Source organism: Pseudomonas sp. RIT357 (assembly GCF_000632245.1).
In the GTDB taxonomy this organism is placed as follows: Bacteria; Pseudomonadota; Gammaproteobacteria; order Pseudomonadales; family Pseudomonadaceae; genus Aquipseudomonas; species Aquipseudomonas sivasensis.
On sequence record NZ_JFYX01000014.1, the window covers coordinates 22,683 to 48,830 of the forward strand.

General features: G+C 58.2%; 23 protein-coding genes. 18 read left to right on the forward strand and 5 right to left on the reverse strand.

Annotated features, from left to right (window positions below):
• Nucleotides 1-20: 20 nt before the first annotated feature.
• Nucleotides 21-329 carry an RcnB family protein gene (locus BW43_RS15320; RefSeq protein WP_032886633.1) on the reverse strand — a complete coding sequence of 103 codons (309 nt, stop codon included), beginning with the start codon at nt 327-329 and terminating at the stop codon, nt 21-23.
• Nucleotides 330-495: 166 nt separating this feature from the next.
• Here BW43_RS15320 and BW43_RS15315 point away from each other — a divergent pair, with 166 nt between their 5' ends.
• From BW43_RS15315 to BW43_RS15305, 3 genes are read left to right on the forward strand one after another with little or no spacing between them, the layout of a single operon-like run.
• Nucleotides 496-1,053 (forward strand): helix-turn-helix domain-containing protein, encoded by a 558-nt coding sequence (locus BW43_RS15315; RefSeq protein WP_032886635.1) that lies wholly within the window; start codon nt 496-498, stop codon nt 1,051-1,053.
• 11 nt (nt 1,054-1,064) lie between these two features.
• Entirely contained in the window at nt 1,065-2,411 is a 1,347-nt protein-coding gene (locus tag BW43_RS15310) for a glutamine synthetase family protein (protein WP_032886637.1), read from the forward strand.
• A gap of 22 nt (nt 2,412-2,433) precedes the next feature.
• Nucleotides 2,434-3,531, forward strand: a complete 1,098-nt coding sequence (locus tag BW43_RS15305; protein ID WP_032886640.1) for a DNA alkylation repair protein — start codon at nt 2,434-2,436, stop codon at nt 3,529-3,531.
• 136 nt (nt 3,532-3,667) lie between these two features.
• Here BW43_RS15305 and BW43_RS15300 read toward each other — a convergent pair whose 3' ends face one another.
• Nucleotides 3,668-4,561: a LysR family transcriptional regulator gene (locus BW43_RS15300; protein ID WP_032886642.1), complete on the reverse strand. Its 894-nt coding sequence runs from the start codon at nt 4,559-4,561 to the stop codon at nt 3,668-3,670.
• Between the two features lie 129 nt (nt 4,562-4,690).
• Between BW43_RS15300 and BW43_RS15295 the strand changes: the two genes are divergently transcribed.
• From BW43_RS15295 to BW43_RS15270, 6 genes are all read left to right on the forward strand, one after another.
• Nucleotides 4,691-6,337 (forward strand): GMC family oxidoreductase, encoded by a 1,647-nt coding sequence (locus BW43_RS15295; protein WP_032886644.1) that lies wholly within the window; start codon nt 4,691-4,693, stop codon nt 6,335-6,337.
• 65 nt (nt 6,338-6,402) lie between these two features.
• A complete protein-coding gene (locus BW43_RS15290; RefSeq protein WP_032886646.1) occupies nt 6,403-8,025 on the forward strand; it encodes an MFS transporter in 1,623 nt (540 codons plus the stop codon).
• Nucleotides 8,026-8,251: 226 nt separating this feature from the next.
• Nucleotides 8,252-10,201, forward strand: a complete 1,950-nt coding sequence (locus BW43_RS15285) for a DNA topoisomerase III (RefSeq protein WP_032886647.1) — start codon at nt 8,252-8,254, stop codon at nt 10,199-10,201.
• A 130-nt stretch (nt 10,202-10,331) separates the two neighbouring features.
• Nucleotides 10,332-10,772, forward strand: coding sequence for a CBS domain-containing protein (locus tag BW43_RS15280; RefSeq protein ID WP_032886648.1), 441 nt, complete (start codon nt 10,332-10,334; stop codon nt 10,770-10,772).
• A gap of 9 nt (nt 10,773-10,781) precedes the next feature.
• Nucleotides 10,782-11,627, forward strand: a complete 846-nt coding sequence (locus tag BW43_RS15275; protein WP_032886649.1) for an NAD-dependent protein deacetylase — start codon at nt 10,782-10,784, stop codon at nt 11,625-11,627.
• A 513-nt stretch (nt 11,628-12,140) separates the two neighbouring features.
• Complete coding sequence (locus BW43_RS15270) at nt 12,141-12,470, forward strand: hypothetical protein (RefSeq protein WP_032886651.1); 330 nt, start codon at nt 12,141-12,143, stop codon at nt 12,468-12,470.
• Nucleotides 12,471-12,531: 61 nt separating this feature from the next.
• Here the strand turns inward: BW43_RS15270 and BW43_RS15265 are convergent, their stop codons facing one another.
• Entirely contained in the window at nt 12,532-13,437 is a 906-nt protein-coding gene (locus BW43_RS15265) for a LysR family transcriptional regulator (protein ID WP_032886652.1), read from the reverse strand.
• Nucleotides 13,438-13,569: 132 nt separating this feature from the next.
• Here BW43_RS15265 and BW43_RS15260 point away from each other — a divergent pair, with 132 nt between their 5' ends.
• Genes BW43_RS15260 through BW43_RS15250 form a run of 3 tightly spaced genes read left to right on the forward strand, consistent with a single transcriptional unit; the run spans nt 13,570 to nt 16,157 of the window.
• Nucleotides 13,570-14,268: a CoA transferase subunit A gene (locus BW43_RS15260; protein ID WP_032886653.1), complete on the forward strand. Its 699-nt coding sequence runs from the start codon at nt 13,570-13,572 to the stop codon at nt 14,266-14,268.
• Between the two features lie 36 nt (nt 14,269-14,304).
• Nucleotides 14,305-14,964 (forward strand): CoA transferase subunit B, encoded by a 660-nt coding sequence (locus BW43_RS15255; protein WP_032886654.1) that lies wholly within the window; start codon nt 14,305-14,307, stop codon nt 14,962-14,964.
• An 11-nt stretch (nt 14,965-14,975) separates the two neighbouring features.
• Nucleotides 14,976-16,157: an acetyl-CoA C-acetyltransferase gene (locus BW43_RS15250; RefSeq protein WP_032886655.1), complete on the forward strand. Its 1,182-nt coding sequence runs from the start codon at nt 14,976-14,978 to the stop codon at nt 16,155-16,157.
• 41 nt (nt 16,158-16,198) lie between these two features.
• Here BW43_RS15250 and BW43_RS15245 read toward each other — a convergent pair whose 3' ends face one another.
• Nucleotides 16,199-16,621, reverse strand: coding sequence for a PaaI family thioesterase (locus BW43_RS15245; protein ID WP_032886656.1), 423 nt, complete (start codon nt 16,619-16,621; stop codon nt 16,199-16,201).
• A gap of 155 nt (nt 16,622-16,776) precedes the next feature.
• On the opposite strand from BW43_RS15245, the gene BW43_RS15240 reads away from it, so the two are divergent.
• The gene (locus BW43_RS15240; RefSeq protein WP_050442828.1) at nt 16,777-17,616 is read left to right on the forward strand and encodes a DUF4349 domain-containing protein; all 840 of its coding nucleotides are present in this window, start codon (nt 16,777-16,779) and stop codon (nt 17,614-17,616) included.
• On the opposite strand, the gene BW43_RS15235 is transcribed toward BW43_RS15240, so the two are convergent.
• Nucleotides 17,617-18,702 (reverse strand): DUF1615 domain-containing protein, encoded by a 1,086-nt coding sequence (locus tag BW43_RS15235; protein ID WP_032886657.1) that lies wholly within the window; start codon nt 18,700-18,702, stop codon nt 17,617-17,619.
• A gap of 245 nt (nt 18,703-18,947) precedes the next feature.
• Between BW43_RS15235 and BW43_RS15230 the strand changes: the two genes are divergently transcribed.
• From BW43_RS15230 to BW43_RS15215, 5 genes are all read left to right on the forward strand, one after another.
• Nucleotides 18,948-23,774, forward strand: coding sequence for an RHS repeat-associated core domain-containing protein (locus tag BW43_RS15230; protein WP_081797699.1), 4,827 nt, complete (start codon nt 18,948-18,950; stop codon nt 23,772-23,774).
• Nucleotides 23,775-23,799: 25 nt separating this feature from the next.
• Nucleotides 23,800-24,198 (forward strand): hypothetical protein, encoded by a 399-nt coding sequence (locus tag BW43_RS15225; protein ID WP_371260720.1) that lies wholly within the window; start codon nt 23,800-23,802, stop codon nt 24,196-24,198.
• Nucleotides 24,199-25,070: 872 nt separating this feature from the next.
• Nucleotides 25,071-25,490, forward strand: a complete 420-nt coding sequence (locus BW43_RS15220) for a hypothetical protein (protein ID WP_032886660.1) — start codon at nt 25,071-25,073, stop codon at nt 25,488-25,490.
• A gap of 34 nt (nt 25,491-25,524) precedes the next feature.
• A complete protein-coding gene (locus tag BW43_RS28935) occupies nt 25,525-25,797 on the forward strand; it encodes an RNase A-like domain-containing protein (protein ID WP_256226332.1) in 273 nt (90 codons plus the stop codon).
• The gene (locus BW43_RS15215) at nt 25,794-26,102 is read left to right on the forward strand and encodes a contact-dependent growth inhibition system immunity protein (protein WP_032886662.1); all 309 of its coding nucleotides are present in this window, start codon (nt 25,794-25,796) and stop codon (nt 26,100-26,102) included. The genes BW43_RS28935 and BW43_RS15215 overlap by 4 nt, the downstream gene beginning before the upstream one ends.
• Nucleotides 26,103-26,148 lie beyond the last annotated feature (46 nt).

The window sequence follows — 26,148 nt, forward strand, 5'->3', positions numbered from 1 at the left end:
GAACAAGGCAAAAAGGAGGGTCACTTCTTGACGGGTGTGATCTCCAGAATGGTGCCGTTGGTGGTCTTGAGCAGTACGTATTTATCGCCCACCCGCGCCCATTGGCTTTCGTCCTCGGGCTGCTTGAGACCGCGCTTTTTCCAGTCGCTCACGGCCGACTCCTTGCGCATCAGAATATCCGGCGCGCGATCGCCTTCTTTCAGGTCACGGGTGTTGATGTTGGAAGGTTGCACAGTTTCCTGAGGCGTATCACCGGCCTGTACCACAAAGCTGGCGGTGGACAGGCTGGCGGCGACCAACAGGCAGGCAGCTAGGGTTTTAGACTTCATGGGTGCTCCTTCAATTAATGACACGTACCCAGGTTCGGACCGCGAGGGTTGGCAATCATTCAGCAAAGAACGCTGCTTAAAGACATCTACCGACGACTTCACCGCCCCCATTGCCTCCATGAAATAAAACCTGTAATTTTTCATGAAATTTCTCGATATAAATTTCATGAACCAGCAAGAAGAACTCGACGCCCTGGCGATCCTGATCCACGACCTGCGCAAGCACAAGAAGCTGACCCTCGCCCAACTCGCGCAAAAGATCGAGCGCTCGGTAGGCTTTCTGTCACAGGTGGAACGCGGCCTGTCACGTCCGACCGTGGCGGACCTCACTGCCATCAGCCACGCCCTCGACGTGCCCACCACGTATTTCTACAGCCAGCCCAAACCCAAGGCCATTGACTGGATCACGCGCCCCAACGAGCGGCGCACGGTGTATTACGCCAATGGCATCACCGACATCCTGGTCTCCCCCAGCATGAACGGCGCGTTTTCGATGCTCGACAGCCTGCTTGCTCCCGGTGCCAACAGTGGTGAGCAGACCATGAGCGACCGCGCCGAGCAGGCCGGTTTTGTGCTGGAGGGTGAATTAACACTGTGGGTCGAAGGCGAGGCCGATTCGGTCACCCTCGGCCCTGGCGACAGCTTCCACCTCGCCAGCTTTGCCCATTGCCGCTACGCCAACTTGACTGACCTGCCCGCCCGCGTGTTGTGGGTTTACAACTAGGAGCTGCACCCGTGAAAAGCCATGCCGCCACGTTACTGGCCGAAGTACGGACCTTTCGCCAGAACCACCCCGACGTGCGCTACGTCGACCTGATCGCCCTGGACATCCCCGGGCATTTCTACGGCAAGCGTTATCCCATAGAAATGCTGGAAAAGGTCGCCTCCGGCAGCCCGCTGAAGTTGCCACAGAACGCGGTGCTGCTGGGCGCTCAGGGCGGGTTGTTCAAGATCGGCGATTACTGCTTCAACGACGGTGACCCAGACGCCAACCGCCGCCTGGTGCCGGGCACGCTCAAGCCGGTGAACTGGGAATCGCAGCCCTTGGGCCAGATGTTGATCACCTCGGACGGTTCCGACGCGCCGATCGAGTTCGAACCTCGCGAAGTCTTGGCCAAGGTGTTGGAACGCCTGCACCACAAAGGTATTCACCCGGTGGTGGCCTTCGAGCTGGAGTTCTATCTATTCGACAAGAAACTCGACAACGGCCTGCCGCAATTTGCCCGCGACCCACTGAGCGATGACGCCGACGACCAGCCCAACCTGCATATCGAACGGCTGTCACGCTTCAACGATGTACTCGACGATATGGCCCAGACCGCCAAGGACCAGGGCATCGACATCACGGTGATCACTGCCGAACTCGGCCCCGGCCAGTTCGAGATCAACTTCGGTCACCTCGACGACGGCCTGCGCGCCGCCGACTGGGCCGCCCTGTTCTGTCGCAGCACCCGGGGCGTGGCACTCAAACACGGCTACCGCGCCAGTTTCATGGCCAAGCCCTACCTGCAATTTCCCGGCAGCGGCATGCACGTGCATGTCAGCCTCTACGACGGCGCGGGCAACAACCTGCTGGCGGCGCATCAGCAACAACCGCTGCGCCATGCGGTGGCCGGCTGCCTGGAATTACTGCCCCATTGCATGCCGATCTTCTCGCCCAACCACAACGCTTTCCGCCGCCTGGGCGGCACGGTCAACGCTGCCACCCGCGCCTGCTGGGGGTTTGAAGACCGCGACGCGTGCGTGCGCATCCCTGAGTCTGACCCACGCAACCTGCGCATCGAACATCGCCTGGCCAGCGCCGACGCCAACCCGTATTTGGTGCTGGCGGCGATCCTCGTCGGTTTGGAACATGGCCTGGAAGCCAAACAGGAGCCCATCGCGCCACTGAACGAGGACCGCGCCAGCGGCACCGACTTCCCAGTGGAAATGCTTGATGCCGTGCGCGCCATGCAGCATCAGCCAGTATTGCGCGATAAGCTGGGCGCCGAATTTGTCGACGTGTACTGCGAGAACAAACGCCAGGATCACCTGGCCTTCCAGCAAGAGATCCACGCGCGGGAATACCGCTGGTTTCTCTGACTCAACCGCCATGGAATCACCGATGACCGACCAAAGTGCCCCGGCCCTCAAGGAAATCTTCAACGTCGAACGCCTGCAACACATCGCCACTGAAATGACGGCGGTGTATCCCGCGTTCGACGCCAAAGGTTTCCTCAAACACGCCACCGCCGGGCTGGACGAGTTGTCGGTGATGCAGCGCATGGCACGGGTCAGCGAAAGCCTGCGCGCGGTGATCCCCCTGGATTACCCCAGAAGCCTCAAGCTGCTTTACGCCCTGGCGCCACGCCTAAACAGTGGGTTTGTCAGCCTGTTTCTACCGCACTACGTGGCAAGTTACGGCCTGGCTGACTTCGAGCGCTCCATGGCGGCGCTCAAGTACTTCACCACCTTTGGCTCGGCCGAGTTCGCGATAAGACACTTCTTGCTGCACGACTTCGAACGCTCCCTGGCAGTGATGCAGGCGTGGTCCCTGGATGACAACGACCACGTACGCCGCCTGGCCAGCGAAGGCTCACGGCCCCGTTTGCCATGGTCGTTTCGCCTGACCGAAGTGCAGGCCAACCCAGCGTTATGCGCCTCGATCCTCGACAACCTAAAGGCCGATCCGAGCCTCTACGTGCGCAAGTCCGTGGCCAATCACCTCAACGACATCACCAAGGACCATCCGGAATGGGTGCTCAGCCTGATCGAAAGCTGGAACCTGGATAACCCGCACACGGCCTGGATTGCCCGTCATGCGCTGCGCAGCCTGATCAAACAGGGCAACACCCGTGCGCTGACCATCATGGGCGCCGGCGCCAGGGCCGAGGTTAAGCTCCATAACTTGAGCGTGACGCCGGCGGTGATCAATCTGGGCGAGCGGATCAACCTGTCGTTCAGCCTGGAATCCACCGCGGCCACTGCGCAAAAACTGGTGGTGGATTACGCCATCGACTATGTAAAAAGCGCCGGACATAGCGCGAGCAAGGTGTTCAAGCTCAAGGCGTTTACGCTGGGCGCGGGAGAACGACACAGCCTGCGCCGCGAGCAACATATTCGTGAACTGACTACACGCAAGCACTATCCCGGTCGGCATAGGGTGCATGTCATGGTGAATGGAGAAAGGCTCGGCAGCGCTGAATTCGAATTGCGCGATTAACCCGATGTTTAGCCAACACCGCCGATCAATGTGGGAAGGGGCTTGCCCCCGATAGCGGTGTATCAGCCAGCCCATCTGGCGGCCGGCCCACCGCTACCGAGAGCAAGCCCACTCCCACAGTTTTGCTTCGGTTTCTTCAGGTCGACTCGCCGAGCAATAGTGGCTGTTCCCGCGCGCACAACTCCACCACGTAATCCCACAACACCCGCAGCCGCACCGACTTGTGCAGCTCCCTGCGCGAGCTGATCCAGTAGCTGCGCTGGATCCCCTCCCCCGGCAGCAACGCCACCAGCTCCGGATCGCCGGCAGCCATGAAGCACGGCAACACCGCAATGCCCAATCCGGAGCGCGCAGCCTGGTGTTGTGCGATCACGCTGGTGCTGTGAAACACCACCTTGGGGTTACGGCAGAAGCTGCTGAGGAATTTCAGCTCCTGGCTGAACAACAGATCGTCGACGTAATCGATCCAGGAATGGGCAGCGAGGTCTTCGCGTTTTTCGATAGCAGGGTTGCGGTCCAGGTAAGCGCGGCTGGCGTAAAGCGCCAGGCGGTAATCGGTGAGTTTGCGGGTGACCAGTTGGTCGACGCTGGGGCGTTCTAGGTGGATGCTGATTTCCGCTTCGCGATTGAGGATGCTGACAAAGCGCGGCACCGCCACCAGTTCCACTTCCAATCCCGGATAACGTTCAAACAGCCCGCCCATGCGACTGGCGAGAAACATCACGCCCAGGCCTTCAGCCACGCCGAGGCGGATCTTGCCCAGCGGCGCGGCGGAATGCGTGAGTTCGTCTTCGGCCAGCAGCGCAACGTTTTCCATGGCTTCAGCGTGTTTGAGCAGGGCCTCGCCGGAAGGCGTCAGTTCGTAGCCCTGGGCGTGCTGCACGAAAAGCGCGGTGCCGAGGCTTTTTTCGATGGCCTCGATATGCCTGGCCACGGTGGCGTGGGTGGTTTTCAGGCGCTGCGCGGCAGTAAGCAGACGACCACTGCGCTGGAGCTCAAGAAAGAACCGTAGGTCATTCCAGTCGAACATATCGCCTCCATTCAATCAGCCAGGGCAACGCTGTTTAAAAACGCACAGCAGCTGGGTAAAAACTAACATTTTTAAGACGAAAACTAACAACTAGGATGGAACCAATAAGAAAAACAAGCGAGGCCTCAGATGCCCATTGCAGCTGCACAATACGATTACGTGGTAGTAGGTGCCGGCCCCGCAGGCTGCCTGCTGGCCAATCGACTGTCCGCCAACCCTGCCCACCGCGTGCTCCTGCTCGAAGCCGGTGGCCGCGACAATTACCCCTGGATCCACATCCCCGTCGGCTACCTCTTCTGCATCGGCAACCCACGCACCGACTGGTGCTTCAAGACCGAAGCCCAGGAAGGCCTGCAAGGCCGTGCCCTGAGTTACCCGCGCGGCAAGGTGCTGGGCGGCTGCTCGTCCATCAACGGCATGATCTACATGCGCGGCCAGGCCCAGGATTACGACGGCTGGGCGGCGCAAGGTAACCCGGGCTGGGCCTGGAAAGATGTGCTGCCACTGTTCAAGCAGAGCGAAAACCACTTTGCCGGTGGCTCGGAATTCCACAGCGACGGCGGTGAATGGCGGGTCGAGCAGCAGCGCCTGTCATGGCCGATCCTGGATGCATTTCGTGAGGCGGCAGCGCAAAGCGGCATCGCCGCTATCAATGACTTCAACCAGGGCGATAACGAAGGCTGCGGTTACTTCCAGGTCAACCAGAAAGCCGGCGTGCGCTGGAACGCGGCCAAGGCGTTTCTCAAGCCTATCCGCCAACGTCCCAACCTCACCGTGCTGACAGAAGTCGAAGTCGACCGCGTGGTCCTGGAAAACGGTCGCGCCTCAGCGGTGGTCGGGCGTCAAAACGGTCAGCAGATGAGTTGGAAAGCGTGCAAGGAGATCGTGCTGTGCGCCGGTTCCGTGGGCTCGCCAGGCATTCTGCAACGTTCAGGCATCGGCCCATCCAGCGTACTCAAGCCTCTGGGCATTGATGTGCTGCATGAACTGCCTGGCGTTGGCGGCAACTTGCAGGATCACCTGCAACTGCGGCTGATCTACAAGCTGGAAAAAGCCCGCACCCTGAACCAGATCGCCGGCACCGTGTGGGGCAAAATGGGCATGGGACTGCGCTACCTGTACGACCGCAGCGGCCCGCTGTCGATGGCGCCCAGTCAGCTCGGCGCGTTTGCCCGCTCCGGCCCGGAGCAAACCTCGGCCAACCTCGAATACCACGTGCAGCCGCTATCCCTGGAGCGCTTCGGCGAGCCGCTGCACGCATTCCCGGCATTCACCGCCTCGGTGTGTGATCTGCGCCCGCAGAGCCGTGGCCGTATTGATATCCGCTCGGCAAACCCGGCGGATGCGCCGCTGATACAACCTAACTACCTCAGCCATCCGCAAGACTTGCGCGTGGCCGCCGACGCGATTCGCCTGACCCGACGTATCGTAGCTGCCCCCGCCCTGAGCCAGTTCAAGCCGGTGGAGTATCTGCCCGGTGACTCGCTGCAAACCGAAGAGGAACTGCACGAAGCCGCCGCCCGTATCGGCACCACGATTTTCCACCCGGTGGGCACTTGCCGCATGGGCAGCGACAAAGACGCCGTGGTCGATGCGCAACTGCGGGTGCATGGCGTGCCCGGCCTGCGCATCGCCGATGCCTCGATCATGCCGCGCATTACGTCCGGCAATACCTGTTCACCGACGCTGATGATCGCGGAAAAGGCCGCGCAGCTGATCCTTTCGCCGAACACAAGGAGTTTCGCCCCGGAGAAAGAACTGGTTCATGCAATCTGAATAGCGGCGCCAAACCTGGCGCCGACAGTGGAACAACAATAAATAATCACTGTGAGGGCTACCCGATGTCAGAACACGCTCAAACCCTGGGCTCGACGAGAGACGCGAGCGCCAGCAACGACTCCAAAAAGGTCATCTTCGCCTCGTCCCTTGGGACGGTGTTCGAGTGGTATGACTTTTTCCTCTACGGCGCGCTGGCGGCCGTGATCAGCAAGCAGTTCTTTGCCGGGGTCAACGACACCACGGCATTTATCTTTGCCTTGATGGCCTTTGCAGCCGGCTTTGTGGTGCGCCCGTTCGGCGCGCTGGTGTTCGGCCGTCTGGGCGATATGATCGGGCGCAAGTACACGTTCCTGGTGACTATCATCCTGATGGGTGTCGCCACCTTCTGCGTCGGTTTGCTGCCGACCTACGCCAGCATCGGCATTGCGGCGCCGATCATTCTCATCGTGCTGCGCATGCTGCAAGGCCTGGCGTTGGGCGGTGAATACGGCGGCGCGGCGACCTATGTGGCCGAGCATGCACCCGCCGGCAAACGTGGCTTCCATACCAGTTGGATTCAGTCCACCGCTACCCTCGGCCTGCTGCTGTCGCTGCTGGTGGTGCTGGCCTGCCGCTACTTCACCGGCGACCAGTTCGAAGTGTGGGGCTGGCGCATTCCGTTCCTGTTTTCCATCGTACTGCTGGGCATTTCCACATGGATCCGCATGAGCCTGCACGAGTCGCCGGCCTTCCTGAAGATGAAAGAGGAAGGCAAGGCCAGCAAGGCGCCGATCCGCGAGTCCTTCGGCAAATGGGAAAACCTCAAGGTCGTGCTGATTGCGCTGTTCAGCATTAACGGCGGGCAAGCGGTGACCTTCTACGCGGCGCAGTTTTACGTGCTGTTCTTCCTCACCCAATTCCTGAAGATGGACCCGGCATTGGCCAACATGCTGCTGATCATCAGCGTGGTGATCGGCGCGCCGTTCTTTATCTTCTTTGGCTGGCTGTCGGACAAAGTCGGGCGCAAGCCGGTGCTGATGCTCGGCCTGCTGCTGGCTACCTTGCTGTACTTCCCGATCTTCAAGAGCCTGGCGCACTACACCAACCCGGCGATGGACCAGGCCAGTACCCAGGCCCCGATCACCGTACTGGCCGACCCAGCCACCTGTACCTTCCAATTCGACCCCGTGGGCAAGGCAAAATTTGACAGCCCGTGCGACAAGGTCAAGACCTTCCTGGTCAAGCAAGGCCTGCCCTACAGCAGCGCCGCCGCCCCCGCCGGCAGCCCGGTGCAGGTGAGCGTGGGCGACGTGCGTATCGACGGTTTTGACGAAAAAGCCCTGCGTGGCGCGGTAACCTTGGCCGGTTACCCGACTTCGGCGGATGTGGCTCAGGTCAACAAAGTCATGGTGGTGGTACTGATCGTTGCGCTGATCCTGATCGCGGCCATGTGCTACGGCCCGCTGGCGGCCCTGATGGTGGAACTGTTCCCGACGCGTATCCGCTACACCTCGATGTCACTGCCATACCACATCGGTAACGGCTGGTTTGGCGGGTTCCTCCCGACCGTGTCGTTTGCGCTGGTGGTGTACACAGGGGATATCTTCTACGGCCTGTGGTACCCGGTGGTGATTACCGGGGTGAGCCTGATTGTCGGGCTGTTCTTCCTTAAAGAAACGCGGCATGTGGATATCGATAACAACTGATCTACAGAACGGCGACAGTCCCCTGTGGGAGGGGACTTGCTCCCGATAGCAGTGGTTCCGTCACCGTTGCAGTGACTGATAGACCACAATCGGGAGCAACCCTCCTCGCACATTGGCTTCGCAGTGCTCACATAATTTGCTGTATATCCATCCAGATAAAGGTTGATCAAATCCCTTCTTTTGCCCATTCTGCTCCCCATTCATCTGTGTAACGAATGGGCTGACCATGCGGCTGTACCTCTGTGAAAAACCCTCCCAGGCCAAGGACATCGCGGCCGTGCTCGGCGCCAGTCGCCGGGGCGACGGCTGCTGGCTGGGCAATGGGGTCACCGTCACCTGGTGCATCGGCCATCTGCTGGAAACCGCTCCGCCCGATGCCTATGACGCCAAGTACAAGCGCTGGGTACTGGCCGACCTGCCAATCGTCCCGGAAAAATGGAAGATGCTGGTCAAGCCCAAGACCGCCAGCCAGTTCAAGGCGGTCAAGCGCCTGCTGGGGGAAGCGCAGGAGTTGGTGATTGCCACCGACGCCGACCGCGAGGGCGAGATGATCGCCCGGGAGCTGGTGGAACACTGTCGTTATCGCGGGCCGATCCAGCGTTTGTGGCTGTCGGCACTGGATGACGCCTCCATTCGCAAAGCCCTGGCGGAGCTCAAGCCGGGTGCAGAGACCTTCAGCCTGTATCACTCGGCCCTGGGCCGCTCCCGCGCCGACTGGCTGATCGGTATGAACATGAGTCGCCTGTTTACGCTCCTTGGGCGTCAGTCCGGTTATCAAGGTGTGCTGCCGGTGGGTCGGGTGCAAACCCCGACTTTGCGTCTGGTGGTGGACCGCGATCGCAGCATCGCCGATTTCGTCCCCGTGGCTTATTGGGCCATCGATGTGGACCTGCGCCACGAACGCATGACCTTCACCGCCCAATGGCGGGCTGCCGAAGATGCCTGCGACGACCAAGGCCGCTGCCTGAACCCGCAACTTGCCCGAGATGCCGCCGATGCCATGACCCGCGCCTCCAGCGCACGCCTGGTAAAACTGCGAACCGAACGCATGCGCGAAGTGGCGCCCCTGCCCTTCGACCTGGGCACCTTGCAGGAGATCTGCTCCAAGAAGCTCGGCCTCGGCGCCCAGGAAACCCTGGACATCGCCCAATCCCTCTACGAAACCCACAAAGTCATCACCTACCCGCGCAGTGATTGCGGCTACCTGCCGCTGAGCCAACACAGCGACGCACCAAAGATTCTCGCCGCACTGGGCCGTGCCGATACGGCGGTCAACGAGCTGATGCCCCATATCGACCCCCAACGCCGCTCGCGGGCCTGGAACGACGCCAAGGTCAGCGCTCACCACGGCATCATCCCCACGGGCGCTGGCAAGGACGTCGGGCAACTCACCGGTAAACATCGCGCGGTGTACACGCTGATTCGTGCGCGCTACCTGGCGCAGTTCCTGCCCAACCACGAATACGATCGCACCCAGGCGGATTTCGACTGCGCAGGTTTTGCATTGCGCGCGGTCGGCAAAGTCGTGATAGAGCCAGGCTGGAAGCGCGCCCTGCCCGAAGCGTTGGCGCCGACCAGAGGCCGTGAGACACCTGCGCCACAGGCCTTACCGACGCTGACACAGGGCCAGGACTACGCAGTGGACAAGGTCAACCTCAAGGATTTGTGGACTCAGCCGCCCAAACCCTTTACCGAAGGCGACCTGATCAAGGCAATGAAAAACGTCGCCAAACTGGTGGAAGACCCGCTCCTCAAGCAAAAACTCAAGGACACCACTGGTATCGGCACTGAAGCGACCCGCGCCGGGATTATCCAGGGTTTGCTTGATCGAGGTTACCTGGTGAAGAACGGCAAGGCGCTGTCGGCTACCCCGGCGGCGTTCAGCCTGATCGACGCAGTGCCCCGCGCCATCGCCGACCCCGGCACCACCGCAATCTGGGAACAAGCGCTGGACATGGTGCAAAGCGGCGAAATGAGCCTGGAAGAGTTCGTCGCCAAGCAGGCGGCCTGGATGAGCAAACAAGTGGCGCGATGCAATGGTATGCGCATGACCATCACCGGTCCGGCGAGCCCCGCAGGTCGAGGCACAGCCCCGTGGAAAAAGAAACGCAAGAGCGCCCCCCGCAAGACCGCTACCGGACCAAAGCGCGCCAAAAAGCCGACAACTGCGGGGTAAACCGCAAAAAAATCCGGCGAATGACGTTTTTCGACGGGTTTAACGCCGCTTTGGACCTTGCTCCCGCGCAGGCCGTCTAGGATTCTTTAGGGCACCTTGACTACCTGATAACAACACCGGAGTGGCCGCCATGAAAACTGTCGCAGAAGTACTCAAAGCCAAGGATCTTAAAAACCAGGACGTCCACACCATCCAATGGGACCACACCGTGTTTGAAGCGCTGGTGCGGATGTCGGAGAAAAACGTCGGGGCCTTGCCGGTCGTCAAGGAAGGCGTGGTGGTGGGGATCATCAGCGAGCGCGATTACGCACGTAAGCTCATTCTCAAAGGTCTATCGTCGGTAACGACGCGGGTCGATGAAGTTATGAGTTCGCCGGTGATATGCGTCGACCCTCACAAAAAGGTCGATGAGTGCATGAATATCATGACCGACAGTCACCTTCGCCACCTGCCTGTGGTCGAAGAAGGTCAGCTGTTGGGCCTGCTGTCCATCGGCGATCTGGTGAAGGAAGCCATTGCCGACCAGGCAGACCTGATTAAACAGCTGGAGCAGTACATCCGCGGCGAATAGGGAGACCCCATGCTCGACAGCCAGGAACACCAGGAAGACCACCTCGACATCCTGCACCGGGCCATGGCCGAACGGCGCTTTCTGGTGCTGACAGGTGCAGGGATCAGTACGTCATCGGGAATTCCCGATTACCGCGACAGCGAGGGCGTGCGCCGGGGCAAGGCACCGATGATGTACCAGGAATTCCTGGCCACGCCACAGGCTCGTCGCCGTTACTGGGCGCGCGCGATGCTGGGGTGGCCAAGGGTGCGCATTGCCACGCCGAACAAGGCGCACATGGCGCTGGCGACGCTGCAGCAACACCAGCGCATCAGCGGGCTGATCACGCAAAACGTCGATACGCTGCATGACCAAGCCGGTAGCCACGACGTGATCGAACTGCATGGCAGCCTGCACAGGGTGCTATGCCTGGACTGTCAGCAGCGCAGTGATCGCAACGTCATCCAACGGTTGATGGAAGCCGAGAATCCCTATCTGGCGGGCGTTGATGCCGTTCAAGCGCCGGATGGCGATACCCTCCTCGACCCTGCGTTTGAAGAGCGCTTCCAAGTTCCCCGATGCCCCTATTGCCACGGTCAACGACTCAAGCCGGACGTAGTGTTTTTCGGTGAAAACGTCGCCACGGCAACGGCCGCCGCAGCGATGGCTGCGGTGGAACATGCCGAGGGGTTGCTGGTAGTGGGGTCGTCGCTGATGGCCTATTCGGCATTTCGTCTGTGCAAGGCAATGGTCGAGCAAGGCAAACCGGTGATCGCCATCAACCTGGGCAAGACCCGTGGGGATGAGTTGTTGCAGATGAAGGTCCAAGCATCGTGCGAGGTATTACTGCCCTTGCTGGCGGAACGGGTTATCTGAAGTGTGGAACGCTCACCCCTGGATGCTCGCCACTAAAGCCTTCGAAGACCGAACCAAACCTCCAAAAAGTGACGCCCAAGTCACGTTATCCCGCATTTCCCCGTTCCTACAACGATTTATGTAGTGAAGAAAAATAATCACTACATAACCGTTGACGTAACCTTTTTGTCCTTGCATTATCGAGACGTCTCCCGGATCGGGAGCGTTGGTAACAAGCGTTTTGAAAGAGCTCGTCTGACCGCCGAGCTGTTTTTTCCGGATGTGCACTGCCCACAAGGCAGATTGATGAAGCTGACCCACCCCGGAGGGATGGGTACAAGGAGCTCAAACGCTGCTTGTCTTCGTTATGAAACCATTGCGTAGCAGTTCATCAGCAAGACTACATGCATCAGGTTCAAGACCCTGCCCGTACTCGGCAGACCGTCACTGACGCCCGGTTTTCAGAACCGGAGACAACTAAGCAGTTTTAACGGAATTAACTGATAGATCGCCAACTGGTCAAGGGGCTTACACATGAATCTGAACAACCAACCAACTATCGATGAATTGGCTGAGATGTTCGCAGCGCAGAAAGACACACTCGACGACCATATCTTGTGGATTGGCAAATCGGGCGAAGTGCAACTTGACTGCCTGGAGCCCAATACCGAAGAAGCCGAGTTTGACCGCAATAACCGTGAACTGGCAGCGCGCCTGAAGGTGTACCGCCGTGGCCAGGGTTATGTCGGCAAGAAGGCCGCGGCTGATCGCAACTTTATCGAGCAGGTCTTTCATACACTCAATACCGAATGGCAGAACCTTAAAGGCCAATCGCAAGTAAAAGTGATTGATAGATACTGCTGATCACTCAGCATTAAATATTAAAGCCCGCTCGTTAGTTCGAGCGGGCTTTTTAATTACTGCCTTATAACAACGCCGGAAACCGCCCCTTCCCCGCTTCATCCCGAAAAATATCAAACAATACTTGCGCCGCCGCCGACAGCTCATGCCCAGGCTTGGTCAGCACACCAATCGGCCGCTCAATCACCGGGCTGTTTAAGGTGATGCAATGAGCGCCAGCCTCTTCCATCTGCTGGGCACACAACGCAGGCACGGCGCTGACGCCGAGGCCATTGGCAACCATCTTGCCAACCGTTGCCAGTTGATGGCTTTCCAGCGCCACGGGCAGTTTCATCTGCAAGGCGCCCAAGTGCTCTTCCAGCATCACTCGTACCGTGGACGGTCGCTGCAACGTGATGAACGGCTGCTCCAGCAACGTCGCCCAATCGATCTCGGCACATTGCGCCAAAGGCGAATCACCCGGCACCACGGCAATAAAGCGATCCAAGTACAACGGTGTGAATGCCAAAGACGAGCCTTCCGACGGCTCAAATGCGACGCCCAGCTCCACCTGACGGTCCCGAACCATCTCCAGCACTTGCTCATTGATCAAGTCATGCACTGTCACATTCACTTGGGGGTAACGTGCACGGAATATCTTCAGGATCGGCGGCAGCAAATTGCCTGCAAACGATGGCATCGCCGCCACCGTGACCCGACCGCGTTGCAGCGTGAACCGTTGGCGCAGCTCATCTTCGGCATTGTCCCAATCCGCAATCAGCCGGCGCGCCAGGGGCAACAGGGATTCACCTTCCGGGGTCAGTGCAACGTTGCGGGTGTTACGGCTGAACAAACGGCCACCCAATCCTTCTTCCAGGCCCTTGATCGTCAGGCTCAGCGCCGATTGAGAGAGATGCAAGCGCTCGCAGGCGGCGGCAAAACTCAGGCTCTGGGCCACGGCGAGAAACGCCCGCATCTGCTTAACGGTCATGACGCTGCTCCGAGGGGGAATGAACTATGCTGTTTTTTAAATCAATCAACCTTAAAAAACAACTTAACAAATCAATCCGTCAGCGCAACACTCGGTTCACTGGCTGGACCACACACAATAAAAGAGGTGCATATGGCAGGTTTCGATAAACGCGTAGCGTCCTATGAAGAAGCGCTGGCAGGCCTGGAAGACGGCATGACCGTACTCTCCGGAGGTTTTGGCCTGTGCGGCATTCCAGAAAACCTCATCAACGAGATCAAGCGCAAAGGCACCCGCGACCTGACCGTCGTTTCCAACAACTGCGGTGTCGACGGTTTCGGCTTGGGCGTGCTGCTGGAAGAAAAACAGATCAGCAAAGTGATCGCCTCCTACGTGGGTGAAAACGCTCTGTTCGAGAAACAACTGCTCAGCGGCGAAATTGAAGTGGTCCTCACCCCCCAGGGCACCCTCGCAGAGAAAATGCGCGCAGGCGGTGCCGGTATCCCGGCCTTCTTCACCGCCACCGGTGTTGGCACCCCCGTCGCCGAGGGCAAGGAAACCCGCGAATTCAATGGTCGTCCGTACCTAATGGAAGAATCCATCACCGGGGACTTCGCCATCGTCAAAGGCTGGAAAGCCGACCACTTCGGCAACGTCATCTATCGCCACACCGCCCAGAACTTCAACCCGCTGGCCGCCACTGCCGGCAAGATCACCGTGGTCGAAGTCGAGGAAATCGTCGAACCGGGCGAGCTGGACCCGGCGCAGATCCACACCCCTGGCATCTACGTCGACCGGATCATCTGCGGCACGTTCGAGAAGCGCATCGAACAGCGCACCGTGCGCAAATAATCCGCCTCCAGCCCTAAGAATAAGAGGAACACAACCATGGCTCTGACCCGCGAACAAATGGCTCAACGCGTCGCCCGCGAAATGCAGGACGGTTTCTACGTGAACCTCGGCATCGGCATTCCGACCCTGGTGGCCAACTACATTCCCGAAGGCATGGAAGTCATGCTGCAATCGGAAAACGGCCTGCTGGGCATGGGGCCGTTTCCTACCGAAGAAACCATCGATGCCGATATGATCAACGCCGGCAAGCAAACCGTGACCGCGCGTATCGGCGCATCGATTTTCTCCTCTGCCGAGTCTTTCGCGATGATTCGCGGCGGCCATGTCGACCTCACCGTGCTTGGTGCGTTTGAAGTCGACGTACACGGCAACATCGCCTCGTGGATGATTCCTGGCAAATTGGTCAAAGGCATGGGCGGCGCCATGGACCTGGTGGCAGGCGCGGAAAACATCATCGTGATCATGACTCACGCGTCCAAGGACGGCGAATCCAAGTTGCTCAGCCAGTGCAGCCTGCCGCTGACCGGCGCCAACTGCATCAAGCGTGTCCTGACCGACCTGGCGTACCTGGAAATCGAAAATGGCGCTTTTGTCCTCAAGGAACGCGCACCAGGCGTCAGCGTTGAAGAGATTGTGAGCAAGACCGCCGGTAAACTGATCGTCCCGGACCACGTTCCAGAAATGCACTTCCAGTGAGGACAGATTCCATGCAAGACGTCGTGATTGTTGCTGCCACCCGCACCGCCGTGGGCAGCTTTCAAGGTTCCCTGGCCAGCATCCCGGCGCCGGAACTGGGCGCCGCCGTGATCCGTCGCCTGCTGGAGCAGACCGGCCTGGACCCGGCTCAAGTGGATGAAGTGATCCTTGGCCAGGTACTTACCGCAGGCTCAGGCCAGAACCCGGCGCGCCAGGCGTCGATCCTCGCCGGCCTGCCCCACGCCGTGCCCGCCCTGACCCTGAACAAGGTCTGCGGCTCAGGCCTCAAGGCTCTTCACCTCGGCGCCCAAGCCATCCGTTGCGGCGACGCGGACGTGATCATCGCCGGCGGCATGGAGAACATGAGCCTTGCCCCGTACGTATTGCCCGCGGCACGTACCGGTTTGCGCATGGGCCACGCCAAAATGGTCGACAGCATGATCACCGATGGCCTGTGGGATGCGTTCAACGACTACCACATGGGCATCACCGCCGAAAACCTGGTGGACAAGTACAACATCAGCCGTGAAGCCCAGGACGGGTTCGCTGCCGCATCGCAGCAAAAAGCCAGCGCGGCCATCGAAGCCGGGCGCTTTGCGGACGAAATCACACCGATCCTGATCCCCCAGCGCAAGGGCGACCCCGTGTCCTTCGCCGTGGATGAACAGCCGCGCGCCGGCACCACCGCCGAATCCCTGGCCAAGCTCAAACCAGCGTTCAAGAAAGACGGCAGTGTCACGGCCGGCAACGCCTCAAGCCTCAATGACGGCGCCGCAGCGGTGCTGCTGATGAGTGCCGACAAAGCCAAGGCCCTCGGCCTGCCGGTATTGGCGCGAATTGCCAGCTACGCCAACGCCGGCGTCGACCCGGCGATCATGGGCATCGGCCCGGTCTCGGCCACCCGTCGATGCCTGGATAAAGCTGGCTGGAAACTGAGTGACCTGGACCTGATCGAAGCCAATGAAGCCTTCGCCGCTCAAGCGTTGGCGGTGGGCAAAGAGCTGGAATGGGATGCCGAAAAGGTCAACGTCAACGGCGGCGCCATTGCCATCGGACACCCCATCGGCGCTTCAGGCTGCCGTGTGCTGGTGACCCTGCTGCATGAAATGATCAAGCGCGACGCCAAGAAAGGCCTCGCAACGCTGTGCATCGGTGGCGGCCAAGGCGTAGCCCTCGCCCTCGAACGCGGCTGATAATGCAGGAGGGGGCTTGCCCCCCCTCCCACATCAGATCTTCATTGGGTGTCAGACTGAGGCACCGCAAACACCGCATTCGCCCGCGCCACAACCTTCTCCCCCACCTGCAAACTCACCGTCCCAAACGCCATCTGCCGCCCACGCTTGTGATGCTCCAAGCGCACGGTAATCCACTCGCCCACCTGCACCGCCCCCAGGTAATCCACGGTCATGCTCGCAGTAATCAGCGGCAACGGCGGCTCACTGGAAAACGCCATCGCGTAGCCCATGCCGATATCCGCCAGGGTTGCCAAGACCCCGCCATGCACCGTGCCGCGCCCATTGGCGTGGCGATTGTCGGCGCGCAGGCCGACTTCCAGTTGCAATCCCTCCCCCCGGCAATACGCAGGGCCAAGCAGGTCGAGCAATGGGCTGCTACGAGGCAGAGGGGCAAAACCTTCAGGCACGGCGCGAGCAATCATGGCAGTTCTTCCTTGGCGTCAGGTTCGACATGTACGCCACGCTCCAAACGGTAGCCATCACCATCAACTGCGCAAATCTTGCGCGATGCTTTGCGTTAATCCGCCAGACCCGCTTTAATCGCCGCCAATTTCCCCGCACACCTCAAGGAACTGCAATGCGCCATCCGGACGGCAACCCTAAATCGCTTCGCGTGCCACTGTTGATCTTGCTGACCGGCCTGGCCCTGGCCGGCTGCTCGCCCAAGGATCACTCTCGCGCCACGGTGATCAACGGTGAACAAGGCAAAGCCGGTGCCCAATTGGCCTATGAGCATGAATTGACCCTGGCCCTGCCCGGCGCCCTGCTCGCGCCGAGGATGCAGGCCACCCGTGAGGCGTGTGAAACAGCGAGGTTTGGCGCGTGCAATATCCTGGGTATCACCGAAGACGGTAGCGGTGGCGAGATCATCTTGCGCATCGCACCAACGGGTGTGGAACCGATAGTCGCCATGGCGGCTGAAGGCGGCACACTTGGCCAGCGCATCACTACCGCCGAAGACCTGGCCGACGCAGTTGCCGATGTAAACCGCCGCCAAGCCCGCCTGCAGGCCCAGCAACAACGTCTCGACGAACTGGCCAAGCGCAAGGACATCACCGTTAGCGACCTGATCGCCTTGAGCAAGGAACAGGCCGGCATTGAAAACGACCTGCAGGAACTTGCGCAGATTGCCGCCGGCCAGCAACGTCGTCTCGACACCAACCGCGTCACCTTGAACTTCCGCTCATCCGATGGCGCGAACCAAGCTTCACGCTTCAGCCGGATGTTCAGCAACCTGGGGACTAATCTGGTAGAGGGCACCGCAGATGCCTTGGAACGCGCCAGCTATGTGCTGCCGTTCGTGATCCTGGCGTTCCCGGTGGTGTGGTTGTGGGTTTGGCTGTGGCGTAAGTTTGTCGTGAGGGGCAGGCGTCCTGTGGCCAGTGAGCGTCCTCTGGCCCCCTCGCCACAAAGGTGATCAGCGCTTCATACAGCGCTGAAACCGCTCATCCACCCGCTGGGCAAACCATGCCGTGGTCAGGTTGCGAGTGATCTTTGGACTCTTGAGCACGATGCCCGGCAGGATCGCCCGAGGCATCGGTTTACCAGCAGCCTTGTCAGCCAACGCAAATACACGCTTGTAAAGGGTGGTGTCCTCGAAATCCAACTGCTCGCCCTGCTCCAGTTGGCTGCGGATGCTGGGGTTACGCATGTCCAGCTTGGCGCCCAGGGAGCGCACCGCCAGTTCGGTGGTGCCCGGCAGCAGTGATCCATAGCGGATCAAGTCCCCATCCAGCGCCAACTCAGCCCCTGAAGCACGGCTGACCGCTGCCTGAAACGCCGCATTGCGGCTCGCATACCAGCCCGCGTTGAAGTCGGCAAAACGGTACAGCGGCTGGTCGTAATTCACCGGATAACCGAGCAAGTGGGCGATGCCAAAGTACATGCCGCCACGCCGAGTGAAGACCTCCCGACGAATCGTGCCGTCCACCGTGTAGGGATAACCCCGCGCCTGTTTCTGCGCAAAATCGATGCTGACCTGCATGGGGCCAGCGGTGTGCACAGGGTTGAAGCCACCAAACAACGTATTGCCCAAGGGCACCATGCTGATGAAGTCGTCGAAGATGGCGCTGAGGTCTTTCTCCGTACGTGCCGCACTCAACCGGTCGGCGTAGGACTTTCCGGTGGGCGACTTCAATTGCAGCGCGCTGCGCACCACGAAGGCCGGCACATGCACTTTGCCGGCGCGGCGCAGAATTTCGTCCTGGGCGATCTTGCCCATATTGGGCACGGGTGGGTCCACCTGATAAGTGGACTCCTGCTCAGTCACCGCCAGCACAGCACAAATATTCTCGGTGCTGGGGTAGATCTTTTGGGTGTCGAAAGCGGTGTAGATGTCTTGGGCCCAACCATTGCGATCCGCCACCTTGGCTGGAAGCAGACGCACGATCTGCGCCTTCACCTCGGCCTCGCTGCGCTCCGGTTGCTGCGGACCGCGTGAAGTGGAGCAACCGGCCAGCACCAGCAAGGGGATGAGGCACAGGATCAGGCGGCGTGGGGACATGGGGCTTCCTTGAGGACGATGGGCCAAGCGTTGCGGATATTGACCGGTAAGTCTAACGCGGGTTCGCGTCCCTGCCTGCTGTATGACCGAAGGGGGGGAAACGCCGCGGAAACTTCCCACGCAAGCGCCGGATAAGCGCTACTCCCCGCTGCGGAAAACGCCTGCAAAGTCCCTCGCCTGAATACACAGTGCGAGGGATTGCAGATGGTTTTTTTCGTTAAGGCCCCAACTGATGGGGCTGTCTTTTGATTCCCGTCATTGCCAGCTTTGTCCTGGCACCCATGGATCCCGAGGCGCCGGATGTTGAGCGCGTCTTTGGGGACTTCCGTCATTGCCTGAACACCTTTGATACCTGGGCCGAAAGCTTCTGGAGCGGTTCGGCATTGGAAGTCGAGCAGGTCTTCAAGGTGGGGGGCGAGGTGGCGCTGGTCGCGCCGGTTTCTTCCAAAGCCCCGAGCAAAACAGTTGCGATGTGCAGTGCCCAAGACTCGTTGACCTTGGTGCATATGTTCGAAAGCACGCGCTTCGTGCCTATCGGCAATACGCCGGTGATGCTGCAAGCCATCGCGGCGGACGGCAGCCCGATGGGTCTGCCGCTGTATCGAACCATCGGCCCCAGCGGCATCCTCGAAATCACCGAGTGTGATCGCAACCAGCTCTACCAAATCACCTTCTATCCCAACGTTTCCAAGGATCACGTCAAGGCGCTGTATGCGTCTTATCAGACGGTGATTGCGGGGTTGGAGGGTCGTCTGCGGGATGAGTGGACGGAGACGTTCCAACTCCAATGGCAAGACTTTGCCAACGCCACACCCTTGGAACGCAGCGCGATGCAGGGCGTGGCGTTTTCAACCGGGATGGCCAATGCGCTCTACAACCTGTGGGACAACATCACCCAGCTCTATGACCTGCTCGCCGATCTCAAAGCGAATAGCGAGAAGTTGCTGCACTACCTCTCCCAGGCCGAGCTTGATGAGCTGCTGAAACAGGGTGCAGACGCGATTGCCAAGGGCTTGCTGGTGCTGAGCGATGAGCCACTGCTGTTCATCTATGTCTCGGCGATCGTCAGTTGGATACGTCTGCTACCGCCGCCAGACATGTATGAATTACTGGGCGAGATCACCGGTGAAGTGCTGATCAACCTGCTGCTGATGTGGGCGACGGCGGGCACAGGTGTGGCGGTACGCGTGGGTGCGCAGACGCTGAGTTCGATCAAATCCGGCCGCGCGCGGGCGTTATTGGAGTTGCTGGCCAAGCAGCTTGTGGGGCCGAAGCTGGATGCCCATGCCGAGGCGCTCAAGCCGTTGTTGTTGAGCAGTGCGGCGACGCCGATCAAGGCGGTGCCGGTTGCACCGTTGAAGGCTGGGGATCAGTTGATTTCCAACCCGGTGCCGGCGGTTCGTAACAGGACACAGAAGACGGCGTTGGTCAGGCAGGAGCCTGTCGATGATGTGCCTGCTGTATCGACGAATCCGAAGGGCGATGCAGCGGCTTCTTCGGATAAGACGGTAACCAACGGCTGCCCCGTATCGATGGTTACCGGAGAGGAATTGCTCACGCTCACCGATGGCACGTTGGACGGGATTTTGCCGTTCGAGTGGACGCGGTTGTATCGCACCAGTGCGGTGGAAGTGGATTGTGGGCTGGGGTTTGGATGGAGTCATTCGCTGGCGCATCGGCTTGTTGTGTCGGGCGATTCCGTGACGTGGACGGACCATGAAAACCGTTCGACCACCCTGCCCTTGCCAACGGTGGCTCGCCCCTCGATCACCAACAGCCTGGCCGAAGCAGCGATCTATTTAGGCGCGTCGCCGGATGAGTTGGTGTTGGCCCAGGCGTCGCGGTTTTATCACTTTCGCGACGGGGCGTTGGTCTCGATCAGTGATGCGTACGACAACCGGCTGCGGATTTCCCGAGACTTTTCAGGGCGCATTGAACGGCTGGATAACGGTGCGGGTTCTTCGCTGTTCTTGCGTTACGAGTCGGACCGCATCATGGCGGTGGACTACCAGGTTCAGCGGGCCAAGGGACATGAGCCTTACGCCTGGATCACGGAGCAGAGTGTTGTTTCCTACGCCTATGACGACATTGGCCGATTGGTTTCGGCGACCAATGCGGTAGGCGAAAGCGAGGTTTACCGCTACGACGATCAGCACGTGATTCTTGAGCGCGGTCTGGCCGGTGGGGCAAGTTTCTTTTGGGCGTGGGAACGGTCCGGCAAAGCGGCGCGATGTGTCCGGCATTGGGCCAGTTTTTCGCAGATGGATACGCGGTATGTCTGGGGGGACGACGGCAGTGTTGTCGTTCACAACGCCGATGATAGCCAGGAAATTTACGTCCACGACGACCGCGCACGGCTGGTGCAGCGCATCGATCCGGACGGTGCTAAGCATTTCAAATCCTACGATGCCCAGGGTCGACTGACGGTCGAGCAGGATCCGCTCGGTGCAGTAACGGCGTATCAGTACGACGATGCCGGACGTTTGGTGGCGCTGTTTCCTGGAGACGATGAGCCAACGTCCTACGAGCATGACAATGGCTTCGTACGGGTTGTAAGGCGTGGCTCAGCGGTCTGGAAGTACGAGCGTAACGACCAGGGCGACGTTACCCGCAGGACCGATCCCGACGGCCATATCACCGACTACAGCTACAACAAATACGGGCAACTGATTGGCGTTTGGCATCCCGATCACAGTTGTCAGCGGTTGGTGTGGAATGAACGCGGCCAACGGGTTGAAGAGCAACTGCCCAATGGTGGGATCAAGCGTTATCGCTACGACGACCTGGGCCGGCAGATTGCCCGCGAGGATGAACATGGCGCGCTGACCCAGTATCAGTGGGATGCAGTCGGTCGATTGGTTCGTATTGTCCTGCCCGGCGGCGCAACGCGGGAATACAGCTACAACCCCTACGGAAAAATCACCGCCGAACGCGATGAATTGGGGCGCATCACCCGTTACGAATACGCCGACGGCCTGCACCTGATCAGCCGTCGCATCAATGCCGATGGCACTCAGGTCAACTATCGCTACGACAACGTCCGTCTACTGCTGACCGAAATTGAAAACGAAGTCGGCGAAACCTACCGGCTGGATTACCACCCCAACGGCCTGATCCAGCAGGAAGTCGGGTTTGATGGGCAACGCACCGCCTACGTCTACGACCTCAACGGCAACCTGCAGGAAAAAACCGAACACGGCGACGACGGCAGTCAGCTCGTCACGCGTTATGAACGCGATTACGCCGGCCGCCTCGTAAGAAAAACGCTACCCGACGGCAGCAAGACCGATTACGCCTACGACCGCCAAGGCAATCTCCTCAGCGTCGACGACGGCCACTGGGCGCTGGCCTACGAGTACGACCAGCAAAACCGCCTCACCGCCGAGCATCAAGGCTGGGGCACCTTGCGTTATGGCTACGACGCCTGCGGCCAACTTCAACACCTGCGCCTACCGGACAACAACCGCCTCACCTTCAACCACAGCAAAGGCGGCCACCTCGCCACCGTCGAACTCAACGGCAAAACCCTCACCTCGCACCTGTTCAAAGCCGGCCAGGAACACCAACGACAACAAGGCCAACTGCTCAGCCACTACCACTACGACGACCAGCACCGCCTGCACGCCCATGCCGTAACGCAGCAAGAACACCACCTGCTCCAACGCCAATACGACTACGACAGATCCGGCAACCTCACCCGCCTGCTCGACACCCGCAAAGGCGAACACCACTACCACTACGACCCACTAGGCCGCCTCACCCGCGCCGATCACTCCCAAGACCTGCAGGAACGCTTCGGCCACAACCCGGCCGGCAACCTGCTCATGCACGACCGCCCCGGCCCCGACATCGTTGCCGGCAACCGCCTGATGATCCAAGGCGACCGGCATTACGACTACGACGCCTTCGGCAACCTCATCCGCGAACGCCGCGGCCGTGGGCACGCGCTGGTCACCGAATACCGCTACGACTGCCAACACCGGTTGATTGGCATTACCCAGCCTAACGGCCAAACCGCCAGCTACCGCTATGACCCGTTCGGGCGGCGTATCAGCAAAACCGTCGACGGTTTAACCACGGAGTTTTTCTGGCAAGGCGACAAGCTGATTGCCGAGCATCGTGCGGATAGCTACCGCAGCTACATTTACGAACCGGACAGTTTCCGCCCGTTGGCACTGCTGGAAGGCTTGGGTCCTGAGGAAACCAAGCCCTACCACTACCAACTCGACCACCTCGGCACACCGCAGGAACTGACCGATCCAAACGGCGAAATCGTCTGGTCCGCGCACTACCGCGCCTACGGCCAGATCAGCCGTCTCGACAGAGGCAAAATCGACAATCCGCTGCGCTTTCAGGGTCAATACTTTGATCAGGAAAGCGGGCTGCATTACAACCGGCATCGCTACTACAATCCGGATGTTGGTCGTTACCTGACGCCGGATCCGGTGAAGTTGGCGGGGGGGATCAACGCGTACCAGTACGTGCCTAATCCTACGGGGTGGGTGGATCCGCTGGGATTGAGTACTTGTCCTAACGACAGATGTGAACCTAATGCGACTTCTGCCCATCCGAAGCCGAGCGCCAATGAGGGTACCCCCGCCCTGCCCCAACTCGCTCGGACTGAACGACAGGCAAAAATAGACGAACTGACACAAGCAAATGCGAAACGAAAAGTGCTGAATTGGGAGCAAGAGTACAACATGCACGCTGCTGAAAAGCATGGTCCAGAGATACCAGACCATGCTTTGAAGCAACGATCCATCGACGGCACAAATCCAACCACTGGGAAGAGAGCACAAATTAACTCCAGTTCCCAATTTAAATCTTGGAAAATGCAGCTTCACGCTATAAATAAAGCGCTAGGCAGGATGCAGGGCAACTCGCCATCGCCTACAGGAATTGACATGAAGGGCAACCCAGTGGTGGTGGTTGAGTTACCCGACGCTGGACGAGGCTACAAACCCAACAGCAGGGACAAAAATAACCCTAGGTACATTGAGAGCATGGACAAAGCGGAGATCAGATTTGATAGAAAAAATCCAACTCGACCATTTACCGCATTTCCTAAGTGAGTAAGCAATGCTTAAATGCCCATTTATGAACACCCCTTACGTCCCAAATATCTCTCATATATTAGGAGCGCTATCGATATACGACCTTGAGGACACTATTGGAAAAGAATTACGGAAATACGATCCCAATAATAAAACAGACAGAGAAACAATCATACGCTCCTATATCCTCAAAGAACTTATATATCTATCATATAGACATCGCTTCATATTGATATCTGCATTAAAAGAGGCACTCGAAAAACCCGACTTTGACTTCGCTAAAGAATTCGAAAGCGATCATGAAGAACATATAACTATGGCCTGGGATGAAACGGAAATAGAAAACCCCCGAGGCTTCTTCGCAGACATCTATCGTCTAGCTAATGAAATCTGGAAAGACGACCTCCAAAAAGCCAGCCTCGAAGACCCATCAACTTGGTAACAACACCGCCACTCCCACTGACAAATCGCAGTCGCTGTGGTGAGCAGGCTTGCCCTGCGCCGGGCTGCGAAGCAGCCCCCTTCAGGCAGATGCGGTGTATCAGGTAGATCGGAGACGTCAGGTTTGGGTTGTACCAACCTCGGAAAATCTCGTGAGTCTATGAAGATGAAAAAAAATCGGAGAGTGCTATAAAAAAAACAAATTTGAGTATGGAAAAAAAGAAAAGACACAGCAACCCAGTTACCACCTATACGGAACACTGCCATGAAATACCACGTTAAACTTTCTATCCTGCGCAGCCTGCTATTTACCTACAACATCGAAATACGGATGACTCGGGGAGGGAAAAACTTATTCCTTCAAAAAACATAAACGATAAAAATAGCTTACCGAGCTTTTCGACAAACTGACAAAACCAGAATTTTTGACTTATACAAAGCTAGAACAAGAGTGGTTCATTGACTCGATAGAGCACTACCTATCTGTTAACGACAATTTCGACGCAGTCTTTAAAAAAATGACGACTTACTTCAACCACGATGTAACTGACCAGCGGGCATTTATGCGAATCCTTCTTAATAGTCTGAAGCATTACGCCAACAATCCTGACGACTCCCCCTCCCGGTGATGAGCAGGCTTACGCAGGGCAGCGAAGCGCCCCCTAAGGACGATGCGGCGCTCAGGTGGAACGGCGTCGCCAAGTTAGGGGCTGCTCGCAGCCCAGCGCAGGGCAAGCCTGCTCACTACAAAGGCCCATCCGCCGAGTTCGCCCCGTGTGACGTCAAATCCACGCTTTGCCAACTCCATAATCATCCGACTCAACAAGTAAAATCGGTACGCCTTTTACTCTATGTCCTATCAAGGAGGAACAAATGCTATTTCACCCTTTTTCAGACCAAATACCTTTCGACGCCAGCTTGTACTATTTCGTGGGGATTTTTGATATTTACGACCAAGAAGAAACTAAGGGAAAAGAGCTCGCCCGCTACGACCCCAACAATATTGAAGACAGGGAAAACCTCATACTGAAATACTGCCTAGATCCGTACAACAAACTCTCTTATCGTCACAGATACAAATTAGTGGAAACTCTATCGCTCGCTTTAAATACCAAAAACTACAATTTCCACTCATACTTTGAGGATAACCCAGAGGACCATTCAACAATGGCTTGGGATGAAAACCAGATAGATAACCCCCGAGTTTTTTTCTCAGAAATCTACCGTTTAGCCATCGACATATGGAAAAAAGACTTGCAAAAGGCAAGCCTCGAAGACCAATCGACTTGGTGATACGCCAGCGAGCGCAATTGATTTAGAGTCAAATATACCAGCAGCATCGACATTCAGAACTTTAGAGGAAGCAGAAAGCCTTGTTTCTAAAACCTTGATTTCTCGCCACGAGGAAATATCCAAATTTTTGAAAGAAAATAAAGACAAACACATTATTAGAGAACACTCGACCCAGACGGTAGGACTCAGTTTAATAAAAGGCACAACAGAGTCAGTATCCGTCTATAAATTCATATTAGTTTTGAAGCGCAAATCTAAAATGCCGGATGGTTACCTCCTCCTAACTGGATATCCAATAGAAAAATGAACAACCAATTAACTGAGCTTCAGCAATTTTTCGGTGGCTATTTCAATCAAGACTGGCCGGAAGATCATGCTTCGGCAGACGAGGTAATCGACACGTTTCTGCTCGAATCTTCTAAAGATGTAATATTGACGGTGCGAAATGAAATCTTAGACCTTATCGCTTCTTATACGAATGAATCAGAATTCCAGGAAAATCTATTGCACGAACAATATTGTTTCTATTACTACCCCTATCAATGGGCAACCGGGCCACTATGGCTGGAGCATGTGATCCGAAAGTTTGATAATTACTTACTCGAAAAATAATTCGACCTAAATATCAACTTATGAAGTAGTGAAAGTCTTAAACAAC